The organism is Amycolatopsis mediterranei, from assembly GCF_026017845.1.
GTDB lineage: Bacteria > Actinomycetota > Actinomycetes > Mycobacteriales > Pseudonocardiaceae > Amycolatopsis > Amycolatopsis mediterranei.
This window is the reverse complement of record NZ_CP100416.1, coordinates 8,423,416-8,445,636: the sequence shown is the minus strand read 5'-3', so window position 1 is coordinate 8,445,636 and position 22,221 is coordinate 8,423,416. Positions and strand designations below refer to the sequence as shown.

Sequence of the window (22,221 nt, the reverse complement as noted above, 5' to 3'; positions counted from 1 at the left end):
GCACGGCGCTGCCAAGCGGACGGTGGGAGCGGGGATGTCGAGGACTACTCGGCATGACCCGCACCCGCCCCAGCAGGGGTGCGAGCCTCGTCCTTGCCGGAATCCACGTGAACCGGCGGTGGCACGACCGCGGTGCTCGGAGGAAGGTAGATCTCGCCGTTCTTGCAGTAGACGACGACCCGGCGGACGGCGCCGCCGCCGACGTAGCTTGCGGGCTTGCCCTGCCGGGCGAACTCCGCGGCGACTTCGGCTCTGGTGACGTTGGGGGCGGTGATGTGGGTCTCGACGTCACTGAACCCGAACCTGACGGCCTTCTCGTGGGCGACCACGGCGGACTCGTACGCCACGGCGGCGCCGGCTTGGCCCGCCTGGGGCGGCCCCTTGAGCTGGAGCGGCCGCGGCGGGCGGCCGATCGTGCCGTCGATCCCGCCGAAGCCGTCGCCGAACAGCTCGATCGGCTCGCCGGTCGAGCGGGCGATGCCCTGCGCCTGGGCGATCTCCGAATTCGATGGGGGCAGCTCGTTGTACCGGATCCGCACGTTGCCGCCCACGTCCTGCGGGGGGTGCGCCATCTGCGGGTCGAGCGGATTCGACTGGTTGGTGGCGTTGGCCCGGCTCTGGGCCTCCTGGGCGGCCTCCACTTTGATTTGCTGGCCCATTTCCCGTGCGGCGACCCGGCGGAGCTGGTCCGGCGTCATCGCCTTGAGCTTCGTTTCGAACTGCGGACTGAGGTTCCCGGAGGCGCGTTGGCCGGCGATGAAGCGGTCGAACGCGGCCTGCTCGCCGGGGAGCAGGCCGGCCCGGCCGGGGAATTCGACGGCCGGACGCGCGACGGCCGGCGCGGCCGGTGTGTCGACCACCGGCCGGGTCGTCGGCGGTGGGTTCTTCAGCCCGGCCGCGGCGCGGGCCCGGAGCTTGATCCGTTCGCGGATGGCTGCCAGCGCGCCGGCGGCCTTGGGGAAGCGAGCCAAGAGGACCTTGCCCAGCTTCTGGCCGATGGCGGCGATGAGCACCAGCGCGAGGGTGATGCCGAGCGAGATCACCGAGTCGGCCATGACCCCGTAGTCGTCCCCGAGCTCATCGGACGTCCGGCCGGGCCGGCCCAGGTTCGACCACGCCTTGGCGATGCTGGCCGCCTGCAGGACCACGTCGGCGGCCAGCAGCGAAAGGCCGACGGCCAGCATGGCCCCCTCGCCGACGATCGGGGTACCGAGGATCGACCCCGCGATGAAGGCGGCGATCGAAACCTGGGCGAACAGCGTCGAAAGGATGGCCATCAGCTCCCGGGCCGCCTTCAGCCCCGCGTCGACGGCGTCACTGAACCGCCCGGCGAACAGGTCCTTCAGCGCGTGCCAGGCGGCGGTGAGCATCGGCGGCAGATGCCGGTAGAGCGACACGAACGGCACGAAGATTTCGAGCAGCACGTCGAGGATCACGCTGCCCCAGTGGCCGCCGAGGTAGGAGAGCCTCGCCTTGAGGAACTCCCAGAGGATGGCGGAGTGGGACGGCGGTTCCCCCTCCTGCCGCGCCTCCGCCGTCTCCTGCCGCTGGACCGTGCGCTGGGCGGCGGGGGTTTCCTGGCGGTCGCCGCCGAACAACGGCGCGACGTGGTCGTCGTACATCCGGTGTGCCTTGTCCGGCACCGTGTCGATCATGCCGCCGACCTGAGCCTTGTAGGGAGCGACAAAGGCACCGGGGTCGTTGACCGCACGAACGAGGCCGGACAGCACCTTGTGGCCGGTGACTCGCAGGAGCTCACGCACCTTCCCCGCGAACGCAAGCACGGCCCGGCCCGCCGCGATCAGACCCCGGACCAGGCCGGCCAGACGGTCGCGCAACCAGCGGCCCGCCGCCTGCAACGCCGACCACAAGCTGTGCAGGACCCCGGCCGCGAACTCGCGCAGCCGGTCGACGAGCCGGTCGAACGTGGCCCTGGCCGCGTTCACGGCCCGCCGGATGGCCCCGACCGCTGCCTTGGCGGCGGCCGCCAGGCGGGCGCCGACCCGGCCGGCGATCTCGCGGGCGGCGGCGACGAACCGGCCGACGCGGTCGGTGATGGCCTGGCGAACGCGGTCGAAAAGCCCCCGTACCCGGTTGAGCGCGGCATCGAGCACCGAACGGGCCGCCGACGCCACGGCGGACAGGCCCGAGCGCACCGCGCCCACGGCCCGGCCGGCCGCGCTCTTGATCCGTCCCCACAGTGAGCGCTGCACGGCGGGCCCCGGGACGTTGCCGCCCTGCCGGTCGGCCTCGCTGCGGGCGCCGGACATGATGGTCGCGGCTTCGCTGTTGGCCGCGCCGGCCTGCTGTTCGATGTCGGCGCCCGCGCCGGCACGCAGGGTGTGCAGCTCGGTGCGGCTGTCGGCGGTGACGCGGCTGTTCTCCGCCCGCCACGCCTGTTTGTGCCCGTCGACCTCGCCGGCCGTGCGAGCGTCCAGTTCCCGGGCCTCGCCGTCGGCGGCAGCCTGCTGGTCGTCGACGGCGCTGTCGTGCGCGGCCCGGGCGTCCCCGGTCACCTGGGTGTGGTGGGCGACCGCCGCGTCCTGCTCCTGCCGGGCCGCACCGGCCGCGGCCGACAGTCGGCCGCCGAAGCCGTTGTCGAGGACTCGGGCCACGGCCGGCTCGATGGCGGGGATGCCGGCCAAGTCGGGTGGCGGCGCGGCGACGGGCGACAGCGGCGTCCTGGCCGTGACGCCGATCGCGGCGGAGGCGCCCAGCGGGCCGATGCGCAGCGCGTCGGCCGCTTTGCCGGCGTCCCGGCCCGCGGCGTCGACGACGTGTCCTTCGGCCTGCTCCCTGGCCGCCAGGCCCGCGATGGTGGGTCCGGTGGCCACGCTGTCGCCGTCTGCCGCGGGGATCTGCGGCGCACTGCCGCCCGGCTCGGCGACTCCCGGGGCGGGCAGCTCGGGCAAGGCCTGTTCCGGTGCCACGGGAAGGCCGGGGGGCGGGGGCGCCGCCGCCAGCAGGGCGCCGGCCGCCCCGCCTGCTTGCTGGTGCGCACCGGCGATGTCCTGGGCAACGGCTCCCACGTCACTCGCGAACGTGCTGGGCTTGACCGCGCCGCCCGCTCCAGCACCCCGTCTGGTGAGCAGGCCGGTGACGGCGCGGTTCCCGGCCGCGCTCTGGAGGGCCATCACGGCGTTCATCGGCGCCTGGACGCCGCTGGCAGCGGTCTTGCCGGACCCCGGTCGCGGGGTCCGCTGCTCGGCGCCGTCCCTGCTCCCGGCGTCGTCCGACCGACGGTCCACCTCGGTACGGTAGGCCGGGTGACGGTCCGGCTTCCAGCCGTGGCCCGGCATCCGTCTCGGCGGTCTGCCGAAGTCTGCCCCTCCGGGCTGTCCGAACGGGCAGCACCGGTCAGATCAGGTGCCAGCCTCGGAGGTGCTCGAACTGCCGGAGGTAGGCGACCGCCCCCTCCGCGATGGTCCGGGGCTGAGGCGTCAGCCGGGTAGCGGCGATGAACGCCGCGGGGTCCCCGTCGCCGATGCCGGCGGCGGCCGCCAGCTGGAGGTCGTCATCCACGAACCGGCTGCCGTCGGCGAGCGCTGCCGCCAGGGCCATGGCCAGACCGGTCACCACGGCGTCCGCGCGGCGAACCGGGCTGAACACCAGTCCGCCCACGGCCGTGGGCATGATCACCACCAGCGGGCCGTTCTCGTCGTCGACCGCCTCCACCAGAGGGTCCGGAATACCGGTCCCCACCAGGGTCGAGTGCAAGTCGTCCTCACTCAGCAGCCGGCCGGGGTCCGTGACCCGGCCCGCCTCCCGCCGGCGCCCGGCCACCATCGCGGGCGCCGGGACATCCGCCAGCCCGAGCAGGTCGGCCTCGACGCGGCGGGTGCCGGCCACGAGGTCTCCCAGCGCCAACGGCCGCCGGATACGGGCCTGGAAATCGAGCGACACGCCCGAAGAGTACCGCCCGGCCCAGGTCGGCGGGGTTTGGCCGACAAGGCACGTTCAGCTGACGGCTGCGGACAAGCTCCGCGGCCCGCCCGGCATGTGCCCACCCGGGTGGGCACCGGCCTGTCGCCACTCGGTGTCCGGATGGGAAAATTGTTCATGAATTGTCGCCGACATGCGGTGTTCGCCCACCGAGTGGCCAATTGCTGGCCAGTTTCGGGGGAGCCGTCACGTCGGCCGCCCGCGGGCACATCGTCATTCCACTGGAACCGCCGGCAATGGCGAAGGCGCGCCTGACCAGCGCCGGCCGAGCATTTCCGGCCGGCCATGGCGACGGACACGGTGGCCGAGGCGCTGGCCAGCCCCGGCATCGCCCGCGGGCTGGTTGGGGACGGCGGGGCGGCCGGCCTCAACGCAGCGCTACGCCGGGCCGAGGCGCTGGTCCGGGCCGGTGATCCCGGTTGTGCGCACACCCGCGCCTTTCTTCCCGGTACGCTGGTAACATTTCCGCACGCGTCCGGAATACGCATTCTGGGAGAACACGGCGGATATCCCCGTCGGTACTGTCGGAACATGAGTTCTCCGACTCCGCTTTCCACCACCTCGGCGCGGTGGGACGGCCGCCTGTGGGCCATTTTGCTGGCCGTGTCCGTGGTCGTCGGCCTGGACGCGCTCGACGTCTCGATGGTCGGCGTGGCACTGCCGGCGATCCAGGCCGACCTGGGCATGTCCACCAGCGCGCTGCAGTGGGTCTCCGGCGGCTACGCGCTCGGGTTCGGCGGCCTGCTGCTGCTCGGCGGGCGCACCGCGGACCTGCTCGGCCGGCGCCGGGTCTTCCTCGCCGCCGTCACGGTCTTCATCGTCGCCTCGTTCCTCGGCGGCATCGTCGACGACAGCGCGCTGCTGATCGCCACCCGGTTCATCAAGGGCGTGGCCGCGGCGTTCACCATGCCCGCCGCGCTGTCGATCATCACCACGACGTTCCGGGAAGGCCCGGCCCGGTGGCGGGCGCTGGGGATCTACGCGGTGTTCGCCGCCAGCGGGTTCGCCGCCGGCCTGGTGGTCTCCGGGCTGCTGACCCAGGTCGGCTGGCGCTGGACGTTCTTCCTGCCGGTGCCGATCGCGCTCGTCGCGCTGCTGGTGTCCGCCAGGGTGGTTCCCGGCCACCGCCCGGAACGCGGCGGCATCGGCTACGACCTGCCCGGCGCGATCACCGGGGCCGCCGGCACGCTGCTGCTGGTGTTCACCATCGTGCAGGCCCCGGAGGCCGGTTTCGGCGCGCCCCGCACGGTGCTGGGCTTCGTCGGCGCGGTGGCGCTCCTGGTCGCGTTCGTGCTGATCGAGCGGCGCAGCCGCAGCCCGTTGCTGCGCCTGGGCATCCTGCGGTCGCGTCCGCTGGCCACGGCGAACCTCGGTATCGCGCTGTTCTTCGGCGCCTACCTCGGTTTCCTGTTCGTGGTGATGCTCTACCTGCAGTCGGTCCTGGGCTGGTCGCCGCTGCAGACCGCGCTGGGCTTCCTGCCCTCCGCCCTGTTCGTCGCGTTCGGCTCGCCGAAGATCGGACCGCTGATCTTCAAGATCGGCACCGAGCGGATGATCTTCGGCGGGCTGCTCGCGCACGTGCTGGGGTACGTGCTGTTCCTGCGCGTCGACGAGCACTCCGGCTACTGGGCCGCGGTGTTCCCGAGCATGGTCCTGCTCGGCATCGGCTTCCTGATGGCGTTCGCCTCGTTCAACATCCAGGCCACCGCCGGCGTGGCCGACCACGAGCAGGGGCTGGCCGGCGGCCTGCTGAACACCTCGCTGCAGGTCGGCGGCGCGATCGGGCTGGCCGTGGTCACCGCGGTGCTGACGGCCAGCGGTGGCACCGGCGGGGGAGCGGCCGCGCTCGTCGACGGGTTCGTCCCGGCGATCAGCATCCCGATCGCTCTTGCCGCACTCGGCGTCCTGGTCGTGCTGCCGGGCGTGTTCCGCCGGCGCGGCGGCGTGGTGGCCGTCCCGGCCGACCCGCCCGCGACCGAGCTGGACGAGGCCGCGTAGCGGCGGATGGCCCGGCACGGTGCCTGTGTGTCCACAACCGACCGATGCCTCGGATCCCTTGTGCTACGGGGATCCGAGGCATCGGTCCGGGTGTGACCGCCGCGGTGCTCAGCTCGTCGCGGGCGGCTGGGGGTGGTAGCTCAGGATGGCGATGCCGGTGTCGAGGCGGGTGTGCCCGGTGAGCTCCAGCTCCAGCGCCGGACCACCCTCGCCGAACAGTCGCTGCCCGGTGCCGAGGACGACCGGGCAGACCATGAGATCCAGCTGGTCGACCAGTCCGTTGTGCAGCAGCGAGCGCATCAGCGTGACGCTGCCGTACATCAGGATGTCCTGGCCGTCCTCTTCCTTGAGCTTCTTCAGCGCGCCGATCGCGTCGCCGTTCAGCAGGCTCGCGTTCCAGGTGAGCGGTTCGGTCAGGGTCGTCGAGGCGACCAGTTTCGGAATCGCGTTCAGCCGGTCGGCGTACGGTCCGGCGACGTTCGGCCACGCCTTCGAAAACATCTCGTAGGTGTGCCGGCCGCACAGGAAGTAGTCACAGGACCCCAGGCGTTCAAGTGATCGTTTTCCGACCTCTTCGTTGAAATACCGGTTCGCCCAACCGCCGTGCTCGAAGCCGGTCATCCCGCCCGGATCCTCTACGATGCCGTCGGTCGTCACCAGGGTCGAAACAATGATCTTCCGCAATGTGTCCCTCCTTCATGCCGGTGGACCGCGCCCGCGCTTTCGGCGGGCGCGGTCCACGAACTGACCCGACCAATCCCCGGTTACGCTACTACTGCAGGAATTCCTGCGCGTACCGCTGGATCGTGGTCAGTTCCAGGGCGTCGACGAATGTGATGACCAGTTCGTCCACGCCGGCGGCCTCGTAGGCGGCGAGCCGGTCGCGAACGGTGTCGATCGTCCCGATCAACCCGTATTCGGCGACGTCACCGGGGAACACGCTGGGCGCCCACGGCGGAACCTGCTGCGCGGCCTCCTCGTCGGTGTCGGCGATGATGCACAGGGTGAGCGAGGTCTTGTGAATGCTGTCGAAGTCGCGCCCGACCGCGGTGCAGTGGTTCTTCAGCACCTCGAACTTGTGCGCGAGCAAGGCCGGGTCACCGGCGACGTTGCACTGGTCGCCGTACTTGGCCACCAGCTTGAGCGTCACCTTTTCGCCGCCACCGGCGATCAGCAGCGGAATGTGCGGCTGCTGAATGCCCTTCGGCTGGTTGATCGCACTGTTGACCTGGTAGTACTTCCCGTCGAACTTGGCCTCTTCCTGGGTCCACATCGCGAGGATGACCTGCAAGGCCTCGTCGAGCCGGCGCAGCCGCTCGGCGGCGTCCGGGTACTCGTACCCGTAGCCCAGGTAGTCGGGCTCCCACCAGCCGGCGCCGATGCCGAAGGTGAACCGGCCGCCGGAGATCACGTCCAGCGTCGAGGCCATCTTGGCCTGCAGCGCGGGATTGCGGTAACCGTTGCCGGTGACCATGGTGCCGACGCGGACCCGCTCGGTCGCGGTCAGCAGGGCGGTGGTGGTCGTCCAGCACTCGAACAGCATGTGCTGGGTGTTCATCGCGTTGTGGAGGTGGTCGGCCACCCACACCGTCTCGTAGCCGTTCTCGTCCGCGGCCTTCGCCACGCGGGTCAGTGCCTGGTACGCCTCGGCTGGGTCCTGCATGCCCGCGAGCTCCAGCGAGAAGCCCTGGGGCAGGAACACACCATGCTTGATAGCCAACGTGCACACCTCTCTTTCGGTCGGGTCGTTCGTCTTGTCACCACGTACAGACCGGCGCGGGCGGCGAAAGGGAGCGCACCGTCAACAACTTTCTTTCCCGCCGTATCGGCGGCGAAATCTTTTCACTGTGGGTGATCGGAGCCGGAGGTTTCTTGATCGTTCCTTGTGGACAGTCGGCCTGCGCTGTAGCGATTACGCAGCCGCTCGGAAGGGCTACTCCGGTTCAAAGTGACAGCAACATTTGGAGCGCCCGCGGAACGGGCGCCGGGTACCGTCGGTAATCGAATCGGTGGTTTCACCCGGCACGGGTGAACGGTGGGGACACCGGTGAAGTCGTGTTCGTTAAGCCTAACTTTGGAGGACTCCATGGCTGACGGTAACCTGGGGCGCCGCGCCGTGCTCGGAGCCGGTGTGGTGGGAATCGCACAGCTAGCCGGAGGTGGGCTCATGGCGGCATCGGCCGCTCAGGGTGGTAACGACAATACGAGCAAGAGTGCAATACCGTCAGCTGTGGCCGTGACGCCGAATGATCCGCAATACGCCGACTGCGTGCGCGGCCTCAACACCCGGTACATCGGCACGCCGGAATCCGTGCGGATCGTCAACTGCACGGATCAGGTCGTGCAGGTCGTCCAGGAGGCCGTCACGTACAAGAAGCGGCTGACGGTCATTTCCAGCGGGCACTGCTACGAGGATTTCATCTTCAACCCGGACGTCAAGGTCGTCGTGGACATGACCATGATGAACAACGTGTACTACGACCCGGCGATGAACGCGGTCGCCATCGAGTCCGGCGCGACGATGCTGGAGATCTACAAGACCCTGTACAAGCAGTGGGGGGTGACGGTCCCGGCCGGCTTCTGCTACTCGGTCGCCGCCGGCGGGCACGTCGCCGGCGGCGGGTGGGGGCCGCTGGTCCGGGTCAACGGTCTTGTCGTGGACCACCTCTACGCGGTCGAGGTGGTCGTCGTCGACGCCAACGGAACCGCTCGTGCCGTGGTGGCGACCCGGGAGGCGAACGACCCGAACCGGGACCTGTGGTGGGCGCACACCGGTGGCGGCGGCGGGAACTTCGGCGTCATCACCCGTTACTGGTTCAAGACGCCCGGCGCCACCGGTTCCGATCCGCGGACCATGCTGCCGCGCCCGCCGCACGACGTGCTCATCAGCGCGATCGCCTACAACTGGAGCAGCCTCACCCAGGACCAGTTCACCCGGCTGGCGCGGAACTACGCGAGCTGGCACGTCGCCAACCGCGGGGCGGACAACCCGAACCGGGTGGTGACGAGCTACCTGCTGCTCAACCACCAGTCCAACGGCCAGATCGGGCTCATCACCCAGGTCGACGCGACGGTCCCCAACGCCCACACGATCCTGGACACCTACATCGCCTACATGCAGAACGGTGTCACGGCCACGCACGTCCCGCTCACCAACCGGATGGCCGAGATCAGCCCGATGCCGGAGCTGGTCCAGGCGCGGCAGCTGCCCTGGCTCGAGGCGACCCGCATGCTGGGCACGACGAACCCGCCGCTGAACGACCCGACCTACCGGGCGGAGTACAAGTCGACGTTCATGCGCGGCAACTTCCCGGACAACCAGATCGCCGCGGTGTACCGGCACCTCACCAGCACCGCGATCAGCAACCCCCTGGCGGGCGTGCAGTTCACCCCGTACGGCGGGCAGGCGAGCGTCGTCGACCCGGCGGCGACGGCGATTCCGCACCGCGGCGCGGCGTTCAAGATGCTCTGGTCCGCGCAGTGGATCGACCCCGCCGAGGACACCAAGCACATCGACTGGATGCGCCGCGGCTACGCGGACACCTACGCCGACACCGGCGGCGTGCCCGTGCCCAACGACGTCACGGACGGCTGCTACGTCAACTACCCGGACGGCGACCTGAGCGACCCGAACTTCAACAAGTCCGGCACTCCCTGGTACACCCTGTACTACAAGGGAAACTACGCCCGGCTGCTGCAGGCCAAGCGCCGCTGGGATCCGCTCAACTTCTTCCACCACCGCCAGTCCATCGGCACCACGTAGGCCGTGTGGCTCCTGACGGAAGCGTCCCTCCCCACGCTCAGCGCGCGGAGGGACGCTTTTTCAATTTCCGACCGCCAGTTCGCGTAAATGATCCCCGCAACCAACCGAGATGGTCAGACACGCCCTAAGCGACGGCCATGGCGAGGGTTTCGTGGACGGCGTCGTGGCGCAGCACGTTGCGCAGGGCCGTCGCGTCGGAGTTCTGGAAGGCGGAGATGTACCGGTCGAGGAGGGCGCGCCGGCCGGGTTCGGCGACCTCGACCACGTCCTCGGCGACCGGGGCCTCCTGCAGGATCCGGGTACGCGCGCGTTTGAGGGTGCTCTTGACCCCGTCGGTGGTGGTCTCAAGCAGCTCGGCGACCTCGCTGGCCGGCCAGTCCAGGACGTCGCGCAGGATCAGCACGACCCGCTGCCGGGCGGGCAGGTACTCGAGGCTGGCCATGAGGGCCAGGCGCAGGTTTTCGCGCAGCGCAACGATCTCCGCGGGATCGGCGAAGCCGTGCTGGGGCGGCATCTCCTGGCCGCGCCAGGCCGCCGCCAGGACGGCCATGGCCGCCTCGTCGTCGGGTCCCGCGAGGCCCGCGGGCAGCACGTTGTGGTGGCGCTGGCGCATCGCGGTCAGGCAGGTGTTGGTGGCGATCCGGAACAGCCAGGTGCGCACCGAGGAACGGCCCTCGAAGGCGCCGAACGCGCGCCAGGCCCGCAGGTAGGTCTCCTGGACGGCGTCCTCGGCGTCGTCCACCGAACCCATCAGCCGTCGGCAGTGCGCGAACAGCTGCCGCCGGAACTGCTCGGTGTGCCGCACGAATTCCTCGCAGTCGGCGGCGGCTCGAGTCGTCATCATTCACTCCTCCAGCGCACCGGTTCGTCGGCCGCGTGTTTCCCACCCGACCCGAAAACGGGAATCGGATCCGGGGCCCGCGCACCACCGCCGAGGCTATCCACGACCGGACGAGTTCGACCATCGCCGCGGCGCGACGGAGCACGTTGGAAGACCGGCAGAACGGACGCAGCAATCTGGGAGAAGTGGTGCCGCTGAACAGGAGCGTGCCGTCGCGGACCGGCTCCGCGCCAGTGAATCAGCAACCTCGAAGAAGGACGGCCCGGTTCCGCTCCGGCTGCGTGCCCGGCCGGATGCACACCGTTACCTGGCCTTCTGCCAACGACCGGGCCGCGATCGGGCCCGAGCAGGAGAGCACGACCGGAGTAGTGCGGGTGGTCGCACTTGGACATGCTGGACCCACACGAGAAGGGAGGCCACAGTGGACGATCACGCTACCGGTCGATGCCCGTTCGCACTGGACCCCGCAGGTACCGACATCCACGCCGAAGCCGACGAGCTGCGCCGGCGAGGTCCGGCCACCCAGGTCGAGCTGCCCGGCGGCGTCGTGGTCTGGTCGGTCAACCACTACTCGGGCGCCAAGCAGATCCTCAAGGACCCGCTGGTCACCAAGAGCGCCCGGGACCACTGGACCGCCTTCGTCAACAACGAGATCCCGCCCGACTGGGAGCTCATCAGCTGGATCACCATGGACAACATGGCCACCGCGACCGGCAAGAACCAGGTGCGGCTGCGTCGGCTGGTCAGCAAGGCGTTCAGCCCCAAGCGGATCGAGGCGCTGCGGCCGCGGATCGAGGAACTGGTCGACGAGCTGGTCGACAGCCTCGGCGCCGTCGCCCCCGGCGAGGTCGTGGACCTGCGGGAACGGTTCTGCTATCCGCTACCGGCCCGGTTGATGGCCGACATGCTGGGCATGTCCGAGCAGTCCCGGGCCAAGACCGCCCAGGTCATGGACATGATGGTGAACACTACGGTGAGCCCGGAGGAGGCCCAGGCGCTGCTGATCGGGTGGCAGAGCGCGATCGCCGATCTCATCGAGCTCAAGCAGCACGACCCCGGCGAGGACATCACCAGCGACCTGATCCTCGCCCGGGACGACGAGAACTCCAAGCTGACCCAGGAAGAGCTGCTGGGCACGCTCTTCGCCATCCTCGGTGCCGGCACCTCGACCACGGTCGACTTCCTCGGCAAGTTCCTGGTGGAGCTGCTGACCCACCGCGAGCAGCTCGACCGCGTGCTCGCCGGCGAGGTCTCCTGGGACGAGGCGATCGAAGAGGGGCTGCGGATCGAGGGCCCGGTGGCACACCTGCCGTTGCGTTACGCGGTCGAGGACATCGACATCGACGGCGTCACGATTCCCCGGGGCGACGCGATTCTGGTCAACTACGCCGGTGTCGGCCGCGACCCGGAGGTGCACGGCGACACGGCCGGCGAGTTCGATGTGGACCGTGCCGAAAAGACGCACCTCGCCTTCGGTGTCGGTCCGCACTTCTGCCTCGGCTGGGCGATCGCCCGCGAGGAGGTCAAGATCGGCCTGGGCAAGCTGTTCGCCAGGTTCCCCGACCTGGAGCTGGCCGTGGACCGGACGGAGCTGCAGGCGACGCCCACCTTCATCATGAACGGGTACCGCTCGGTGCCGGTTCGCCTTGCGGCAACGCGATCCGGCGCGGACCGCACCGTCGCGGCCTGAGCCGGGTCCAGCCCGTCTCGTAGAGTGGTTCGCGGGGGGAAGACCGCCTTCGACGGCGAGTACTACAAGCTGGTCAGGGCGAAGATCGGCGACCGTCCCATGAGGACGGCCCGCTGGTCTGCCACGGACCCGGTCATCACCAGGAGCGTTTCCTCGTCCAGTTCAGGCGAGGACGTCGTTCCCGCGTTACCCGAGCTCGGAGTTGCACGATGGACGACGAACGGCCGTATGTCAGTGAAGACGAGCGGTGGCGAGCCGTCCAGGAGCGGGATTCCCGGGCCGACGGCGCGTTCTACTACGTAGTCCGGACCACCGGCCGGTACAGCCGGCCGTCCTGCGGCACCCGGCCGGCGCGGCGGGAGAACGTCACCTTCTACGACACCGCCGCCCAGGCCCGGGAGGAGGGGTACCGCCCGTGCCGCCGCTGCCAGCCGGACGGGCCAGGGCTGCGGGAATGGTATGCCGCCACGATCACCCGGATCTGCCGCTCGCTGGCCGAGTGCGACGGCTGCTCCTCGCCCAACTTCGACGAGCTGGCCCGCGAGGCCGGGCTGAGCCGGTTCCACTTCCAGCGGATGTTCAAGCTGTACACCGGGGTGACGCCGCACGCCTATCTCACCGACGCCCGGGAGAACCGCGTGCGGCACGAGCTCGCCGTCGCGCCCTCGATATCCGAGGCGATCTACCGGTCGGGGTTCCGGTCCAACGGGCATTTCTACACGGTGATCCGGGACATTCTCGGCATGACGCCCTCGTCGTTCCGGTCGGGCGGCCTGGGCACCGTGATCCGCTTCGCCGAGGCCGGCTGCGCGCTCGGGCACGCCCTGGTCGCCGCCACCGACGACGGCGTGTGCGCGGTCCTGGTCGGCCAGTGCCCGGGCGACCTGCGCGAGCAGCTCAGCCGGCGGTTCGTGCACGCCCGGCTGGTCGGCGCCGACGAGGCGTTCGCCGCGCTCGCCGTCCGGGCGTTCGGCACGGCGGATCCGCCGGAGCAAGGCCGCGACCTGCTGCCGGCGGACATCCTCACCGCCGCGTTCCGGCAGCGGGTCCGGCAGGCGATCCGCGCCGAACCCGCCGTGGTCAGCGTGTGCTTCGCCTGAGCCGTCCCGGGAACGGCCCGGGCGAGGCACCGCCGCGGATCATGCCGTCGCGCCACCGTCGATGACGACCTCGGTGCCGACGGCGAACCCGGAGTCCTCCGAGGCGAGCCAGAGCACGGTGCCGACCACCTCGTCGAGGCTGCCGACCCGGCCGATCGGCAGGGCGCTGCGCATCCGGGCCGCCTGCTCGTCCTCGGTCTCGCCGCGGATGAGCGAGAACGGGGTGGCCACCGGGCCCGGACTCACGCTGTTGATGCGCACACCGGCCCCGATGTTCTCCAGAGCCGCGGTGCGCGTGATGGAGCTGATCGCCGCTTTCGCCGCACCGTACGCGCCGGTTCCGGGAATGGTCCGGCGGGTGCCGATGATCGACGACATGTTGACGATCACCCCGCCGCCGTGCGCGCGCATGTGGGCGATCTCGTGCTTCATCGACAGCCAGGTCATCGTGGCCACCGACAGGCCCTTCGCCCAGGTTTCCGGGTCCAGGTCGGCCAGCGGCCCGGGCACCATGATGCCGGCGTTGTTGAACGCCACGTCCAGCCCGCCGTGCCGGTGCACGGCGGCGTCGACCGCGGCCCGGACGTCGGATTCGTCGGTCATGTCGCCGACGAGGTAGCCGGCCGTGCCGCCGTGCGTCTCGATTTCCTTGACGGTCTGCCGGAGTGGTTCCTCGTCCGGACCGGTGACCAGCACGGCTGCGCCCTCACCGGCGAAGGCGATCGCCGCCGCCCGGCCGATGCCGGTGCCGCCGCCGGTGACGAGGACGACCTTGTCTTCGAATCGCATGTTCAGTCCACCTGAATCGAGTGAATGGCGGGTAGGACGTTCTCCGCGATGGCGTGCAGGTGCCGCTCGTAGTCGGTGAAGGAGCTGATCCGGATGACGATGTGCCGCGCGCCGGCCTCGACGTACTCGCGCAGGAACTTGACCATTTCCTTTTCCGGTCCGCCCCAGTAGATCTGGTAGGGCAGCATCGCCGGCAGCGGCAGCTCGTTGTAGCGCATCGTGTAGTCGTTGAGCCCCGCCTCGGCCACCGCGGCGTCGGCGTTGACGTTCACGTTCACGTACACCGCCGGGGTGATCTTCTCCGGGTCACGGCCGGCGGCCTTCGCGCTCTCGCGGATCTGCTTGAGGGACTGCCGGTACTCGTCCGGGTCGATGCGCACCGGCAGCCACCCGTCGTAGAACGAGCCGGTCCGCTCGACCGCGAGCGGCTTGCCGTTGCTGGCCAGCCAGAGGTCGGGACCACCGGGCTGGACCGGCGAGCCCTGGTCGCGCAGGCCGGACAGGTTGCGGTACTTGCCGACCAGGCTGCCGTCCTCGCCCCGCCACACCTTTTTCCAGGCTTGCACGGCCTCGTCCACGCGCTCGCGGCGCTCCCGGTAGGTCATGGTGACCGCGTCGTACTCGGCCTGCACCGGGAGCGGGGCGCCGGTGCCGATGCCCAGCTTCAAGCGTCCCTTGCTGATCTGGTCGAGGGTCACCATGATGTGCCCGAGGGCCAGCGGATCGCGCAGCACCGCCGTCAGGGACGCGGTGCCCACGGTGATCTTCTTGGTCACCATGGCGATGGCGGCGAGCAGGGTCAGCGGCTCCAGGCGGTGCCGCGCGACGAACGAGTCGCCGACCCACACCGAGTCGAACCCGAGCTCCTCGACCTCGCGGGACAGATCGAGCAGGGGTTCGGCGTCCCGCGCGCCAAGTATTGCGAACTCCCGGACTGGCAGTGCGATGCCAATTTCAACGGACACCGTGCATTCCTCCTGCTTCGCTGGCTGCGGACACAGTTCCCCACCGCCCGGAACCACGGTCGGTCTACAACCGAATCGCATCCACGTCGGTGGCGACCTGTTGCGGTGTCTGTTCCCAGTATCACGGCCGCCCAGCGGGTCGGCTTCTTCCGGTTTGCGATGTTGGACCGGTACGGCAGCGCCTTCTTCATCGTTGCTCGGCTGTACTGGCAATTGTTGATTCCGCCGTATTGTGTTGGCATGCCACAGCCACCGGGCGTGACCGTGGACGTCTCCATTCCGCCCCTGCAGGCGCCGCCGCGGCCGAACGAGACGGCGCTGCGCCGCGCGGCCGACGGCACCACCCTCGGCGACCGGCCGCAGGCCCGGGAGTGGCTGGACGCCCGCGGCCACGAGTCCACCGAGGTCTGCATGCAGGACGGCATCGACCCGAAGCTGCCGGTGGGCTACTACGCCGACATCGTGCGGGCGATAACGGCCGAGATGCCGGGCATGCACGTGCACACGTTCCCACCGATGGAGATCGTCTCGACGCTGGGGATCCGGTCCTCCTCGGCCATGATGTACGACCATCCCGGCCACGGGCCGGCGCACCTGCGGGTGCTCGCCCGGATCGCCGAGGAGACCGGCGGGCTCACCGAGTTCGCCGGCCTGCCGTGCGTGCACCACAACGCGCCGATCCACCTCGCCGGCATCGCCCGGCCGGGACCGACCCGGCGGCGGAGGTGCTGCGCGGCGGCGCGAACGACGTCGGCGGCACCCTGATGGAGGAGACGATCTCCCGGATGGCCGTGCGTACCGTCGCCGAGCTCGAGCGGCTGGCCGACCGCCTGGCCTGGCAGCGCACCACCACCTACTCGCCGGTTCGGTAGCCGGCGCGCGCTCTTTCACATTTGTCCCGGCGTGCTCGATGACGTCGTCACGGATATGTGGTGAACACCTCGCGCACGGGAAGAGATGTGCTCCTCCGGGCGGCGGCTTCACGCTCGTGTGAACGGCCGGTGCCGGAGGGCAAGAAACATGGTGGAAAACGCGCGGGACGTCCTGGGTGTGGTCCCGTTCCTGTGGATGGCATGTCATTGCCCGCGCGATGTCCGACCTGCGCGGCGGGCCGTGGACATTCTCTACAGCGTCAGCGGCGGTTCATCGGTCTATTTCTATATTCCCATCCAGCGTGTTTTTCAGGACGTGCACGCAATCAGAAAACACGCTCTCATGAATCTCGAAAAGAATATCGAACTGCACGGCGCGAGCTATCCGTCCCGGACCCGTGAACTCTCTGAATCTAGCCGAATGAAACAGTTCATGGCCAGTTCGCAAACGCCCGCGGCCGAGGCCGCCGATATCGCGTCGTCGACCCGGAAGATCATCGCGTCCCGGGCCTGTCACGTCCCTCGGCGACGGCTGCGCCGTCCTCATCACGCAGGGCGTCCGCCTGGCCACGGGGAGAGCGCGGTGGCCGAGGACCAGGCGATCCGCGCGTCCTGGGTGGTGGTCGAGCGGGACGGCCGGTGGTGGACCGCCGCCTACGAAAACAGCCCCGCGTACCGGCCGCTGCCAGTGTCCCGATCGTGAATGACGGGTTTGTCACCGAAAATAGTAATGCCGGCCAGGAATAAACGGATCCACGCAGTTGTTTGGTGCTGATTTATTCCCGATTTCGAGCGCAACTTTGAAGAAGTCACGGGTGTCGGGGTGCGGCAACATCGGTGGCAGCAGGGCACGCCTGCGGATGCTGGAACGGAAATAAGGGAGAAGTTCACCGATGACAACCAACTTTGCTGACACCGCGACGGAGACCGAGGTGGCCGCGGTGCGCGCGGTCGTGGACGGCATCGCCGAGTCGTGGGCCGCCAACGACCCCGACGGGTTCGCCGACGCCTACGCCGAGGATGCCAACATGATCCTGTCCGGCGACCGCTACTTCAAGGGCCGCGAGGTCATCCGGAAGATGACGGTGCACCAGTTCAAGGCCGCGCACAAGGGCACGACCCTGCTGCAGAACATCGTCGACGTCCAGTTCCTGTCGCCCGAGACCGCCGTGGTGATCACCGAGGGCGGCGTGCTCACCGAGGGTGAGACCGAGCCGCACCCCGCGCGCGCCCTGCGGGCCACCTGGGTGATGGCCAAGAACGGCGAGGGCTGGAAGATCGCCGCGTACCAGAACGGCCGCCTGGCCGATCAGCCGCTGCAGGGTGAGTAGCGGCTCGACCGTGCCATCGCCGTCCTTTCCCGCTGAACGCCTGATCCGGCGAGCCATCACGAAACACCGACACGTCGCGGACCGTCCACCTCCGACAGTGGACGTCTCCGCGACGTGCCGTATTCCCACCCGCGGGATCAGCGCACCACAGGAGAGGCGAGCCGACCCGGATTTCTCTACCTTGCTGTTACGGCACAGGGGCAACCGTCGATGTCGATAGAGGGAGAAGACCATGATCTTGGTGACCGGGGCGACCGGCACGGTCGGCCGAGAGGTCGTGCGGCAACTGGTCGAGGCGGGCCGCCCGGTCCGGGCGCTGACCCGGGACCCGGCGGCGGCCGCGGCCGTGCTCGGCGACGGGGTGGAGTTCGTCGCCGGTGATCTCGGCCGGCCGGAGACGCTGCCGGCGGCCGTCGCCGGCGCGGACAGTGTGTTCCTGCTCTCCGGCGGCGGGCCGGAGACGCCGCTGCACGACGCGAACCTGGGGCAGGCCGCGGCCGAGGCCGGGGTCGGGCACGTGGTCAAGCTGTCCATCATCGGTGCCGAGTACGAGTTCACCGACCTGGTCAGCACCTGGCACCTGGCCGGCGAGCGGGCCCTGCGCCAGATCGGCGCCCGGCCCGGCGGCCCGGCCTGGACCTTCCTGCGCCCCGGCGAGTTCACCTCGAACGCGCGGCTGTGGGCCGGCCCGGTCAAGGCCAAGGGCACCGTGTTCTGGTCGCAGGTGGACACTCCGGTCGCGGTCGTGGACCCGCGCGACGTGGCCGCGGTCGCCGTCACGACGCTGCTCGAGCCGGGCCACCAGGGCCAGACCTACCGGTTCGGCGGCCCGGAGCCGCTGACGGTCCGGGAACGCGTGGCGAAGCTGGGTGCCGCGCTCGGCCGCGAGCTGACTGTGGTCGACGTCCCGATCGCGGCCGCCCGCGACGCCGCGGCCAAGTCCGGCCGCCAGCCCCTGGTCGTCGAGACGACGCTGGGCAACCTGACCCGCGAGGAGTTCCAGGTGCACGCGGTGAAGGTCCTGCCCACGTTCGAGAAGCTGGTCGGCCGGCCGCCGCTGACCTTCGATCAGTGGGTCGCCGACCACATCGAGATCTTCCGCTGACGCCTGGGACGCACCGCTGGTGGCGCCGGCCGTCGTAGCAGCGAGCGGGCGCGCTGCACCTACACGCCGTTCGGCCGGGCCACCCAGGTCTCCGCCGCCATGAGCACCGGGCGTATTCCTTCGTGAGGCGACCCGGCCAGGCGAATGGAGAAGCAGATGTGGGCGGTCACCGGTTACGGCCGAGATGAAAGCCTGGTGTTCGAGCAGGACCTGCCCGGGCTCGGCGAGGACGAGCTGGCGCGTTTGCTCGGCGGCAGTCCCGGCGAGTACCAGGGCGGTGACGTCGCCATCTCCGCCGAGAGCCGGGAGCTGCTGGCGGACCGGCACGGAATCCGGTTCGAGCCGGACGTCGAGTACTTCCTCAGCTACTTCCGGGACTACCCCGGCCAGGTGGTGGGCCGGGCAGGAGACGACGGCAGGCAATGAGGGGGCGAGCGGGTCGGCCGGTGTCGACGATCGCCTCGTCCCGCGCAAGGCGTAGCCGGCGCGGGACGGCCGATCGCGAGCTCGGCGGGATCGGCCCGCCCCGGCACTGGATCAGCTCGGGTCAAGTCGCGAGTATCGCCGCCAGCAGACCGGGGAAACGCGCCTCCATCTCTTCGCGACGCACTCTGACCATCCGCTTGCGTCCCTCGGCGACAGTCCTGATCAGACCTGCTTCTCGCAGGACACGGTAGTGGTGGGAGATCGTCGGGTTGCTCAGGCCGAGATCGACCGTCGCGGCGATGACGGCGCAGTCGATGGGCTCCGGGCTGCGGTACAGCTCGGTCATCAGTGCGCGCCTGCCCGGTTCGGCCAGTGCGCCGAGGATGACCGTCAGGTCGAAGGAGTCGACCGAGGGCTCGGGTAGCGCGCGCGGCATCCGTCTCCGATCAATCGTTTGACGCTCATCGAATAGTAACCTATCGTCCCGTGGTGTGATCATTCGACAAGCATCAAACGATATGTCGTCGACCATCCTCGCGGAGGCCACCCGATGACCGGAGTGCTCGTGACCGGCGGTACCGGGAAAACCGGTGGCGAACTGGTGCGGCTGTTGCGTGGCCGTGGTGTTCCGGTTCGCGTGGCCAGCCGCAACCCGGCCGACGGCGATCCGGACGCAATCCGGTTCGACTGGGCCGATCCGGCCACCCACCAGGCCGCTCTGGCCGGTCTGGACCGCGTCTTCCTGGTGCCGCCGGTCCAAAGCGTCGACCCGATGCCCTCGGTCGGGCCGTTCCTGGCCGAGGCGCGGCACCTCGGCGTGCGCAAAGTGGTGTTGCTCGGCTCTGCCATCCCGCTGGCCCCGAGGGCACCGGAGCTGGCGGCGGAGGTCCGGGCACAGCCCGGCGGGGTTGTGCTGCGCCCGTCCGGGTTCATGCAGAACTTCTTGAGCCCGCACCCGCTGGGCCGGCGGATCCGGCGAGACGGGGAAATCCGCACCGCGGCCGGTGACGGCCGGATCGGCTGGATCGACACGCGCGACATCGCGGCGACCGCCGCCGCCCTGCTGTCCGATCACGACGCCGTCCCAGGAGACCGGCGTGACTACCTGCTCACCGGCCCGCAGTCGCTGAGTTACCCGGAGGCGGCGGCGATCATCACCGCCGGCACCGGCCTGCCGGTCCGGGTGGTCCGTGTCAGTGCGGACGAGCAGACGGCGCAGCTGCAGGCGGACGGCATACTCGCTGAGTTCGCCGCGATCCTCGCCGCCGCCGACGCCGGCGTCCGGGCCGGCCACGAAGCCGAGATCAGCACCGCCGTACTCGACCTGACCGGCCGTCCGCCCCGTACCTTCGCGCAGTTCGTCGAGGAGCACGCGGCCCGGTGGGCGGCGCCGGCCGGTTGAGTACCGTTGCCCGCGGACTGGACCGAAGTCCGGCATCGGCTGGAACCGCCTGCCCACCGCGCTGTTCGGCCCTTCCAGGGCCACCTGCCGGCGGCGGCTGACCGAATGGCACGAGGCCGGCGCCTGCAGCAGCTGCACGAACGCCCGCTCGCCGAGCTACGTGCCGCCGGGCTGCTGGACCTCTCAGCCGCGCTGGTCGACTCCGCCCATGCCCGCCGCCGCAGCGGCGGCGAGGTTGTCCACCCAGAGCTGATGCATGCGGCGCACCCGAGGAGCGTGCACCGGCCGCAGCGCGACCAGCAAGGTGCCGCGCTGGGTCTCCTCCGTGCGGATGTCGGTCCCGCCGTCGTCCCGAGGAGTCAGCAGCCAGGCGTGGTGGCCGCGAGCTCCTCTTACCTTCCCGGTCCAGGCCAGGCGCTCGAAGGGCTCGTACTCGGTGACCTCGGTGGTCACCCGCGCCCCGAACGTCACCCGGGAGAAGCTGGAGCCCAGCTCGATCCGCGGCCAGTTGCCCTCGAGGTGGCGGACGTCTTGCGCGTTCGAGTAGTAGTCGTGCCACCCGGTCGGATCGACCAGACGCGCCCACACGGCTTCGGGTGAAGCAGTGCTCCGGCCGAAGTTGACCTCATGGATTGCCGCGCCTTCGGGTGAGAAGCTTACGGTTGTCAGCGAAGTGTTTACGGATTTTTGCAAAATGCCAAGATTAAACCAGTGGCCGAGCCGCTGGTATGTTCTTGCGATGCCACCGAAAGTGCCTGCCAAGCAGCTGAGAGGGGCCGCCGCTCGAAAGGCGGTCCTCGACGCCGCAGGGGCGGCGTTCCTCGCGGACGGCTTCCGCGGAGCCTCGATCGAGTCGATCGCCGCGGCCGCCGGTGTGTCGAGGCCCACCGTGTACGCGCACTTTGCCGACAAGGAAGAAGTGTTCCGCACGATCGTCGCGGCATTGCACGATGACCAGCTCTCCGCCATGCGCACGGCCGCCGAACGCGAAGGTCCCATCGCCGAGAAGCTGTACGACGTCCTACTGGCGCGCTTCGCGCCCTTCGTCGCGCTGACGTCGTCCTCGGAGCACGGCGGCGAGCTGCTCGACGAAAACAGCCGAGTCTGCGGCGATATCGCCACAGCTGCGCGCAGGCACTCCGCGAAGCTGGTCGAGCAGGTTCTCGAGGACGCCTCGCGACAAGGCGAGCTCGACCTGGATCGGGCGGGCCTTACTGCCGCGCAAGCCGCCGGAGTCGTCTTCGACGCCGCGCTAGGGGCCAAAGAGAACGCCACCGTGACGCCGGGCGCCTACCGTCGAAAACTTCGCCGCTTGGTCAACGTGCTCTTGCACGGACTCGCTCGCTGATCTTCCGAGCGGTCCTCGGCGCTCGGCAGAAGCCGCGAGCAGGGGCCTGCCGCACGACTTGCTCCCGCCTTCGGCCAACGCTCTAGCCGCGTGGCTGTCAGCGCGACGGCTGGCGGTGCGGCAGGGCCGCATGATCCGCGTCACGGTGCCGCGACCTCGGCGCGTCCCGCGGACGGCAACGCGACAGCTCGGGCTCTTCACCGGCCATTGTGGACGGACAGAAAGCGGAAGAAATGATTCCGGATAACACAAAACCCCAGGTCGAAGATCTTCGACCTGGGGAGTGGGGGTGCGCCATCAGGGACTCGAACCCCGAACCCGCTGGTTAAGAGTGGTGATCTTGAGGTGTCGGACGGTGTCGAGTGATGCCGGGCAAGGTCGTTTTCCTCGGTCGTCGGGTCGCGGCAGTGCCGCCCTGTGTCGGCGTCTGTCGTCGTGTCCGTGCACTCTCGGGCTCCCCTCGGGCTCGCAACTGCCGGGTCGTGTCACCTGGTCCAAGCTCCTCGCCAGCGCTACTTGATCGGTCGGTCGGGCGCGTTCGGAAGGCTGCCTGGCCCGCGAATAAGGCGGAGCTGAGGTTCACCCCGGGTAGTGGACACCGAGTTAGCAGGACCAGGGGTTCTGCTGGAAGGATGTCCTCATGCCTCCT

General features: G+C 69.7%; 21 protein-coding genes. 12 read left to right on the top strand and 9 right to left on the bottom strand.

Features of this window, described 5'->3' with window-relative positions:
• Positions 1–44: 44 nt before the first annotated feature.
• The gene (locus ISP_RS38030) at positions 45–3,248 is read right to left on the bottom strand and encodes a hypothetical protein (RefSeq protein ID WP_230468540.1); all 3,204 of its coding nucleotides are present in this window, start codon (positions 3,246–3,248) and stop codon (positions 45–47) included.
• A 109-nt stretch (positions 3,249–3,357) separates the two neighbouring features.
• Entirely contained in the window at positions 3,358–3,903 is a 546-nt protein-coding gene (locus tag ISP_RS38025) for a hypothetical protein (RefSeq protein WP_013229102.1), read from the bottom strand.
• A 570-nt stretch (positions 3,904–4,473) separates the two neighbouring features.
• Here ISP_RS38025 and ISP_RS38020 point away from each other — a divergent pair.
• On the top strand, positions 4,474–5,940 hold the full coding sequence (locus tag ISP_RS38020; RefSeq protein ID WP_034284773.1) for an MFS transporter: 1,467 nt from the start codon (positions 4,474–4,476) through the stop codon (positions 5,938–5,940).
• A 108-nt stretch (positions 5,941–6,048) separates the two neighbouring features.
• Here ISP_RS38020 and ISP_RS38015 read toward each other — a convergent pair whose 3' ends face one another.
• Both ISP_RS38015 and ISP_RS38010 read right to left on the bottom strand, forming a co-directional pair.
• Positions 6,049–6,624 carry a dihydrofolate reductase family protein gene (locus tag ISP_RS38015; RefSeq protein ID WP_013229100.1) on the bottom strand — a complete coding sequence of 192 codons (576 nt, stop codon included), beginning with the start codon at positions 6,622–6,624 and terminating at the stop codon, positions 6,049–6,051.
• Positions 6,625–6,712: 88 nt separating this feature from the next.
• Positions 6,713–7,660: an LLM class F420-dependent oxidoreductase gene (locus tag ISP_RS38010; protein WP_230468539.1), complete on the bottom strand. Its 948-nt coding sequence runs from the start codon at positions 7,658–7,660 to the stop codon at positions 6,713–6,715.
• Between the two features lie 510 nt (positions 7,661–8,170).
• Here ISP_RS38010 and ISP_RS38005 point away from each other — a divergent pair.
• Positions 8,171–9,703, top strand: a complete 1,533-nt coding sequence (locus ISP_RS38005; protein WP_014467614.1) for an FAD-binding protein — start codon at positions 8,171–8,173, stop codon at positions 9,701–9,703.
• 124 nt (positions 9,704–9,827) lie between these two features.
• On the opposite strand, the gene ISP_RS38000 is transcribed toward ISP_RS38005, so the two are convergent.
• Positions 9,828–10,544, bottom strand: a complete 717-nt coding sequence (locus tag ISP_RS38000) for an RNA polymerase subunit sigma-70 (protein WP_013229097.1) — start codon at positions 10,542–10,544, stop codon at positions 9,828–9,830.
• Between the two features lie 421 nt (positions 10,545–10,965).
• On the opposite strand from ISP_RS38000, the gene ISP_RS37995 reads away from it, so the two are divergent.
• Both ISP_RS37995 and ISP_RS37990 read left to right on the top strand, forming a co-directional pair.
• Positions 10,966–12,234 (top strand): cytochrome P450 family protein, encoded by a 1,269-nt coding sequence (locus ISP_RS37995; protein ID WP_013229096.1) that lies wholly within the window; start codon positions 10,966–10,968, stop codon positions 12,232–12,234.
• 209 nt (positions 12,235–12,443) lie between these two features.
• Positions 12,444–13,334: a bifunctional transcriptional activator/DNA repair enzyme AdaA gene (locus tag ISP_RS37990; RefSeq protein WP_013229095.1), complete on the top strand. Its 891-nt coding sequence runs from the start codon at positions 12,444–12,446 to the stop codon at positions 13,332–13,334.
• Positions 13,335–13,373: 39 nt separating this feature from the next.
• Here the strand turns inward: ISP_RS37990 and ISP_RS37985 are convergent, their stop codons facing one another.
• Both ISP_RS37985 and ISP_RS37980 read right to left on the bottom strand, forming a co-directional pair.
• The gene (locus ISP_RS37985; protein WP_013229094.1) at positions 13,374–14,123 is read right to left on the bottom strand and encodes an SDR family NAD(P)-dependent oxidoreductase; all 750 of its coding nucleotides are present in this window, start codon (positions 14,121–14,123) and stop codon (positions 13,374–13,376) included.
• Between the two features lie 2 nt (positions 14,124–14,125).
• Positions 14,126–15,088, bottom strand: coding sequence for an LLM class flavin-dependent oxidoreductase (locus tag ISP_RS37980; protein ID WP_013229093.1), 963 nt, complete (start codon positions 15,086–15,088; stop codon positions 14,126–14,128).
• A 240-nt stretch (positions 15,089–15,328) separates the two neighbouring features.
• Here ISP_RS37980 and ISP_RS48185 point away from each other — a divergent pair, with 240 nt between their 5' ends.
• From ISP_RS48185 to ISP_RS37955, 6 genes are all read left to right on the top strand, one after another.
• The gene (locus ISP_RS48185) at positions 15,329–15,853 is read left to right on the top strand and encodes an FO synthase (RefSeq protein ID WP_320109491.1); all 525 of its coding nucleotides are present in this window, start codon (positions 15,329–15,331) and stop codon (positions 15,851–15,853) included.
• On the top strand, positions 15,853–15,960 hold the full coding sequence (locus ISP_RS48180; RefSeq protein ID WP_320109490.1) for an FO synthase: 108 nt from the start codon (positions 15,853–15,855) through the stop codon (positions 15,958–15,960). The genes ISP_RS48185 and ISP_RS48180 overlap by 1 nt, the downstream gene beginning before the upstream one ends.
• An 85-nt stretch (positions 15,961–16,045) precedes the next feature.
• Positions 16,046–16,663 (top strand): nuclear transport factor 2 family protein, encoded by a 618-nt coding sequence (locus ISP_RS37970; RefSeq protein WP_320109489.1) that lies wholly within the window; start codon positions 16,046–16,048, stop codon positions 16,661–16,663.
• Positions 16,664–16,853: 190 nt separating this feature from the next.
• Complete coding sequence (locus tag ISP_RS37965) at positions 16,854–17,291, top strand: SgcJ/EcaC family oxidoreductase (protein ID WP_013229090.1); 438 nt, start codon at positions 16,854–16,856, stop codon at positions 17,289–17,291.
• Positions 17,292–17,523: 232 nt separating this feature from the next.
• Positions 17,524–18,396 (top strand): SDR family oxidoreductase, encoded by an 873-nt coding sequence (locus tag ISP_RS37960; RefSeq protein WP_013229089.1) that lies wholly within the window; start codon positions 17,524–17,526, stop codon positions 18,394–18,396.
• 156 nt (positions 18,397–18,552) lie between these two features.
• Positions 18,553–18,822 carry a hypothetical protein gene (locus tag ISP_RS37955; protein WP_230468537.1) on the top strand — a complete coding sequence of 90 codons (270 nt, stop codon included), beginning with the start codon at positions 18,553–18,555 and terminating at the stop codon, positions 18,820–18,822.
• Between the two features lie 121 nt (positions 18,823–18,943).
• Here ISP_RS37955 and ISP_RS37950 read toward each other — a convergent pair whose 3' ends face one another.
• A complete protein-coding gene (locus ISP_RS37950; RefSeq protein WP_013229087.1) occupies positions 18,944–19,258 on the bottom strand; it encodes an ArsR/SmtB family transcription factor in 315 nt (104 codons plus the stop codon).
• A 114-nt stretch (positions 19,259–19,372) separates the two neighbouring features.
• On the opposite strand from ISP_RS37950, the gene ISP_RS37945 reads away from it, so the two are divergent.
• A complete protein-coding gene (locus ISP_RS37945) occupies positions 19,373–20,224 on the top strand; it encodes a Rossmann-fold NAD(P)-binding domain-containing protein (protein WP_013229086.1) in 852 nt (283 codons plus the stop codon).
• A gap of 183 nt (positions 20,225–20,407) precedes the next feature.
• On the opposite strand, the gene ISP_RS37935 is transcribed toward ISP_RS37945, so the two are convergent.
• Positions 20,408–20,917: an SRPBCC domain-containing protein gene (locus tag ISP_RS37935; protein WP_265049927.1), complete on the bottom strand. Its 510-nt coding sequence runs from the start codon at positions 20,915–20,917 to the stop codon at positions 20,408–20,410.
• Positions 20,918–20,963: 46 nt separating this feature from the next.
• On the opposite strand from ISP_RS37935, the gene ISP_RS37930 reads away from it, so the two are divergent.
• Entirely contained in the window at positions 20,964–21,572 is a 609-nt protein-coding gene (locus ISP_RS37930) for a TetR/AcrR family transcriptional regulator (RefSeq protein ID WP_230468536.1), read from the top strand.
• The last annotated feature ends 649 nt before the right edge of the window (positions 21,573–22,221 follow it).

Excerpts from the sequence above, each read along its gene's own strand:
- ISP_RS37960 (WP_013229089.1), top strand. The coding sequence starts at position 17,524 with ATGATCTTGGTGACCGGGGCGACCGGCACGGTCGGCCGAGAGGTCGTG.
- ISP_RS37950 (WP_013229087.1), bottom strand. The coding sequence starts at position 19,258 with ATGCCGCGCGCGCTACCCGAGCCCTCGGTCGACTCCTTCGACCTGACG.
- ISP_RS37930 (WP_230468536.1), top strand. The coding sequence starts at position 20,964 with ATGCCACCGAAAGTGCCTGCCAAGCAGCTGAGAGGGGCCGCCGCTCGA.
- ISP_RS37955 (WP_230468537.1), top strand. The coding sequence starts at position 18,553 with ATGTGGGCGGTCACCGGTTACGGCCGAGATGAAAGCCTGGTGTTCGAG.
- ISP_RS38000 (WP_013229097.1), bottom strand. The coding sequence starts at position 10,544 with ATGACGACTCGAGCCGCCGCCGACTGCGAGGAATTCGTGCGGCACACC.
- ISP_RS48180 (WP_320109490.1), top strand. The coding sequence starts at position 15,853 with ATGGAGGAGACGATCTCCCGGATGGCCGTGCGTACCGTCGCCGAGCTC.
- ISP_RS37970 (WP_320109489.1), top strand. The coding sequence starts at position 16,046 with ATGTGCTCCTCCGGGCGGCGGCTTCACGCTCGTGTGAACGGCCGGTGC.
- ISP_RS37965 (WP_013229090.1), top strand. The coding sequence starts at position 16,854 with ATGACAACCAACTTTGCTGACACCGCGACGGAGACCGAGGTGGCCGCG.
- ISP_RS37945 (WP_013229086.1), top strand. The coding sequence starts at position 19,373 with ATGACCGGAGTGCTCGTGACCGGCGGTACCGGGAAAACCGGTGGCGAA.
- ISP_RS37990 (WP_013229095.1), top strand. The coding sequence starts at position 12,444 with ATGGACGACGAACGGCCGTATGTCAGTGAAGACGAGCGGTGGCGAGCC.
- ISP_RS48185 (WP_320109491.1), top strand. The coding sequence starts at position 15,329 with ATGCCACAGCCACCGGGCGTGACCGTGGACGTCTCCATTCCGCCCCTG.
- ISP_RS37985 (WP_013229094.1), bottom strand. The coding sequence starts at position 14,123 with ATGCGATTCGAAGACAAGGTCGTCCTCGTCACCGGCGGCGGCACCGGC.
- ISP_RS38020 (WP_034284773.1), top strand. The coding sequence starts at position 4,474 with ATGAGTTCTCCGACTCCGCTTTCCACCACCTCGGCGCGGTGGGACGGC.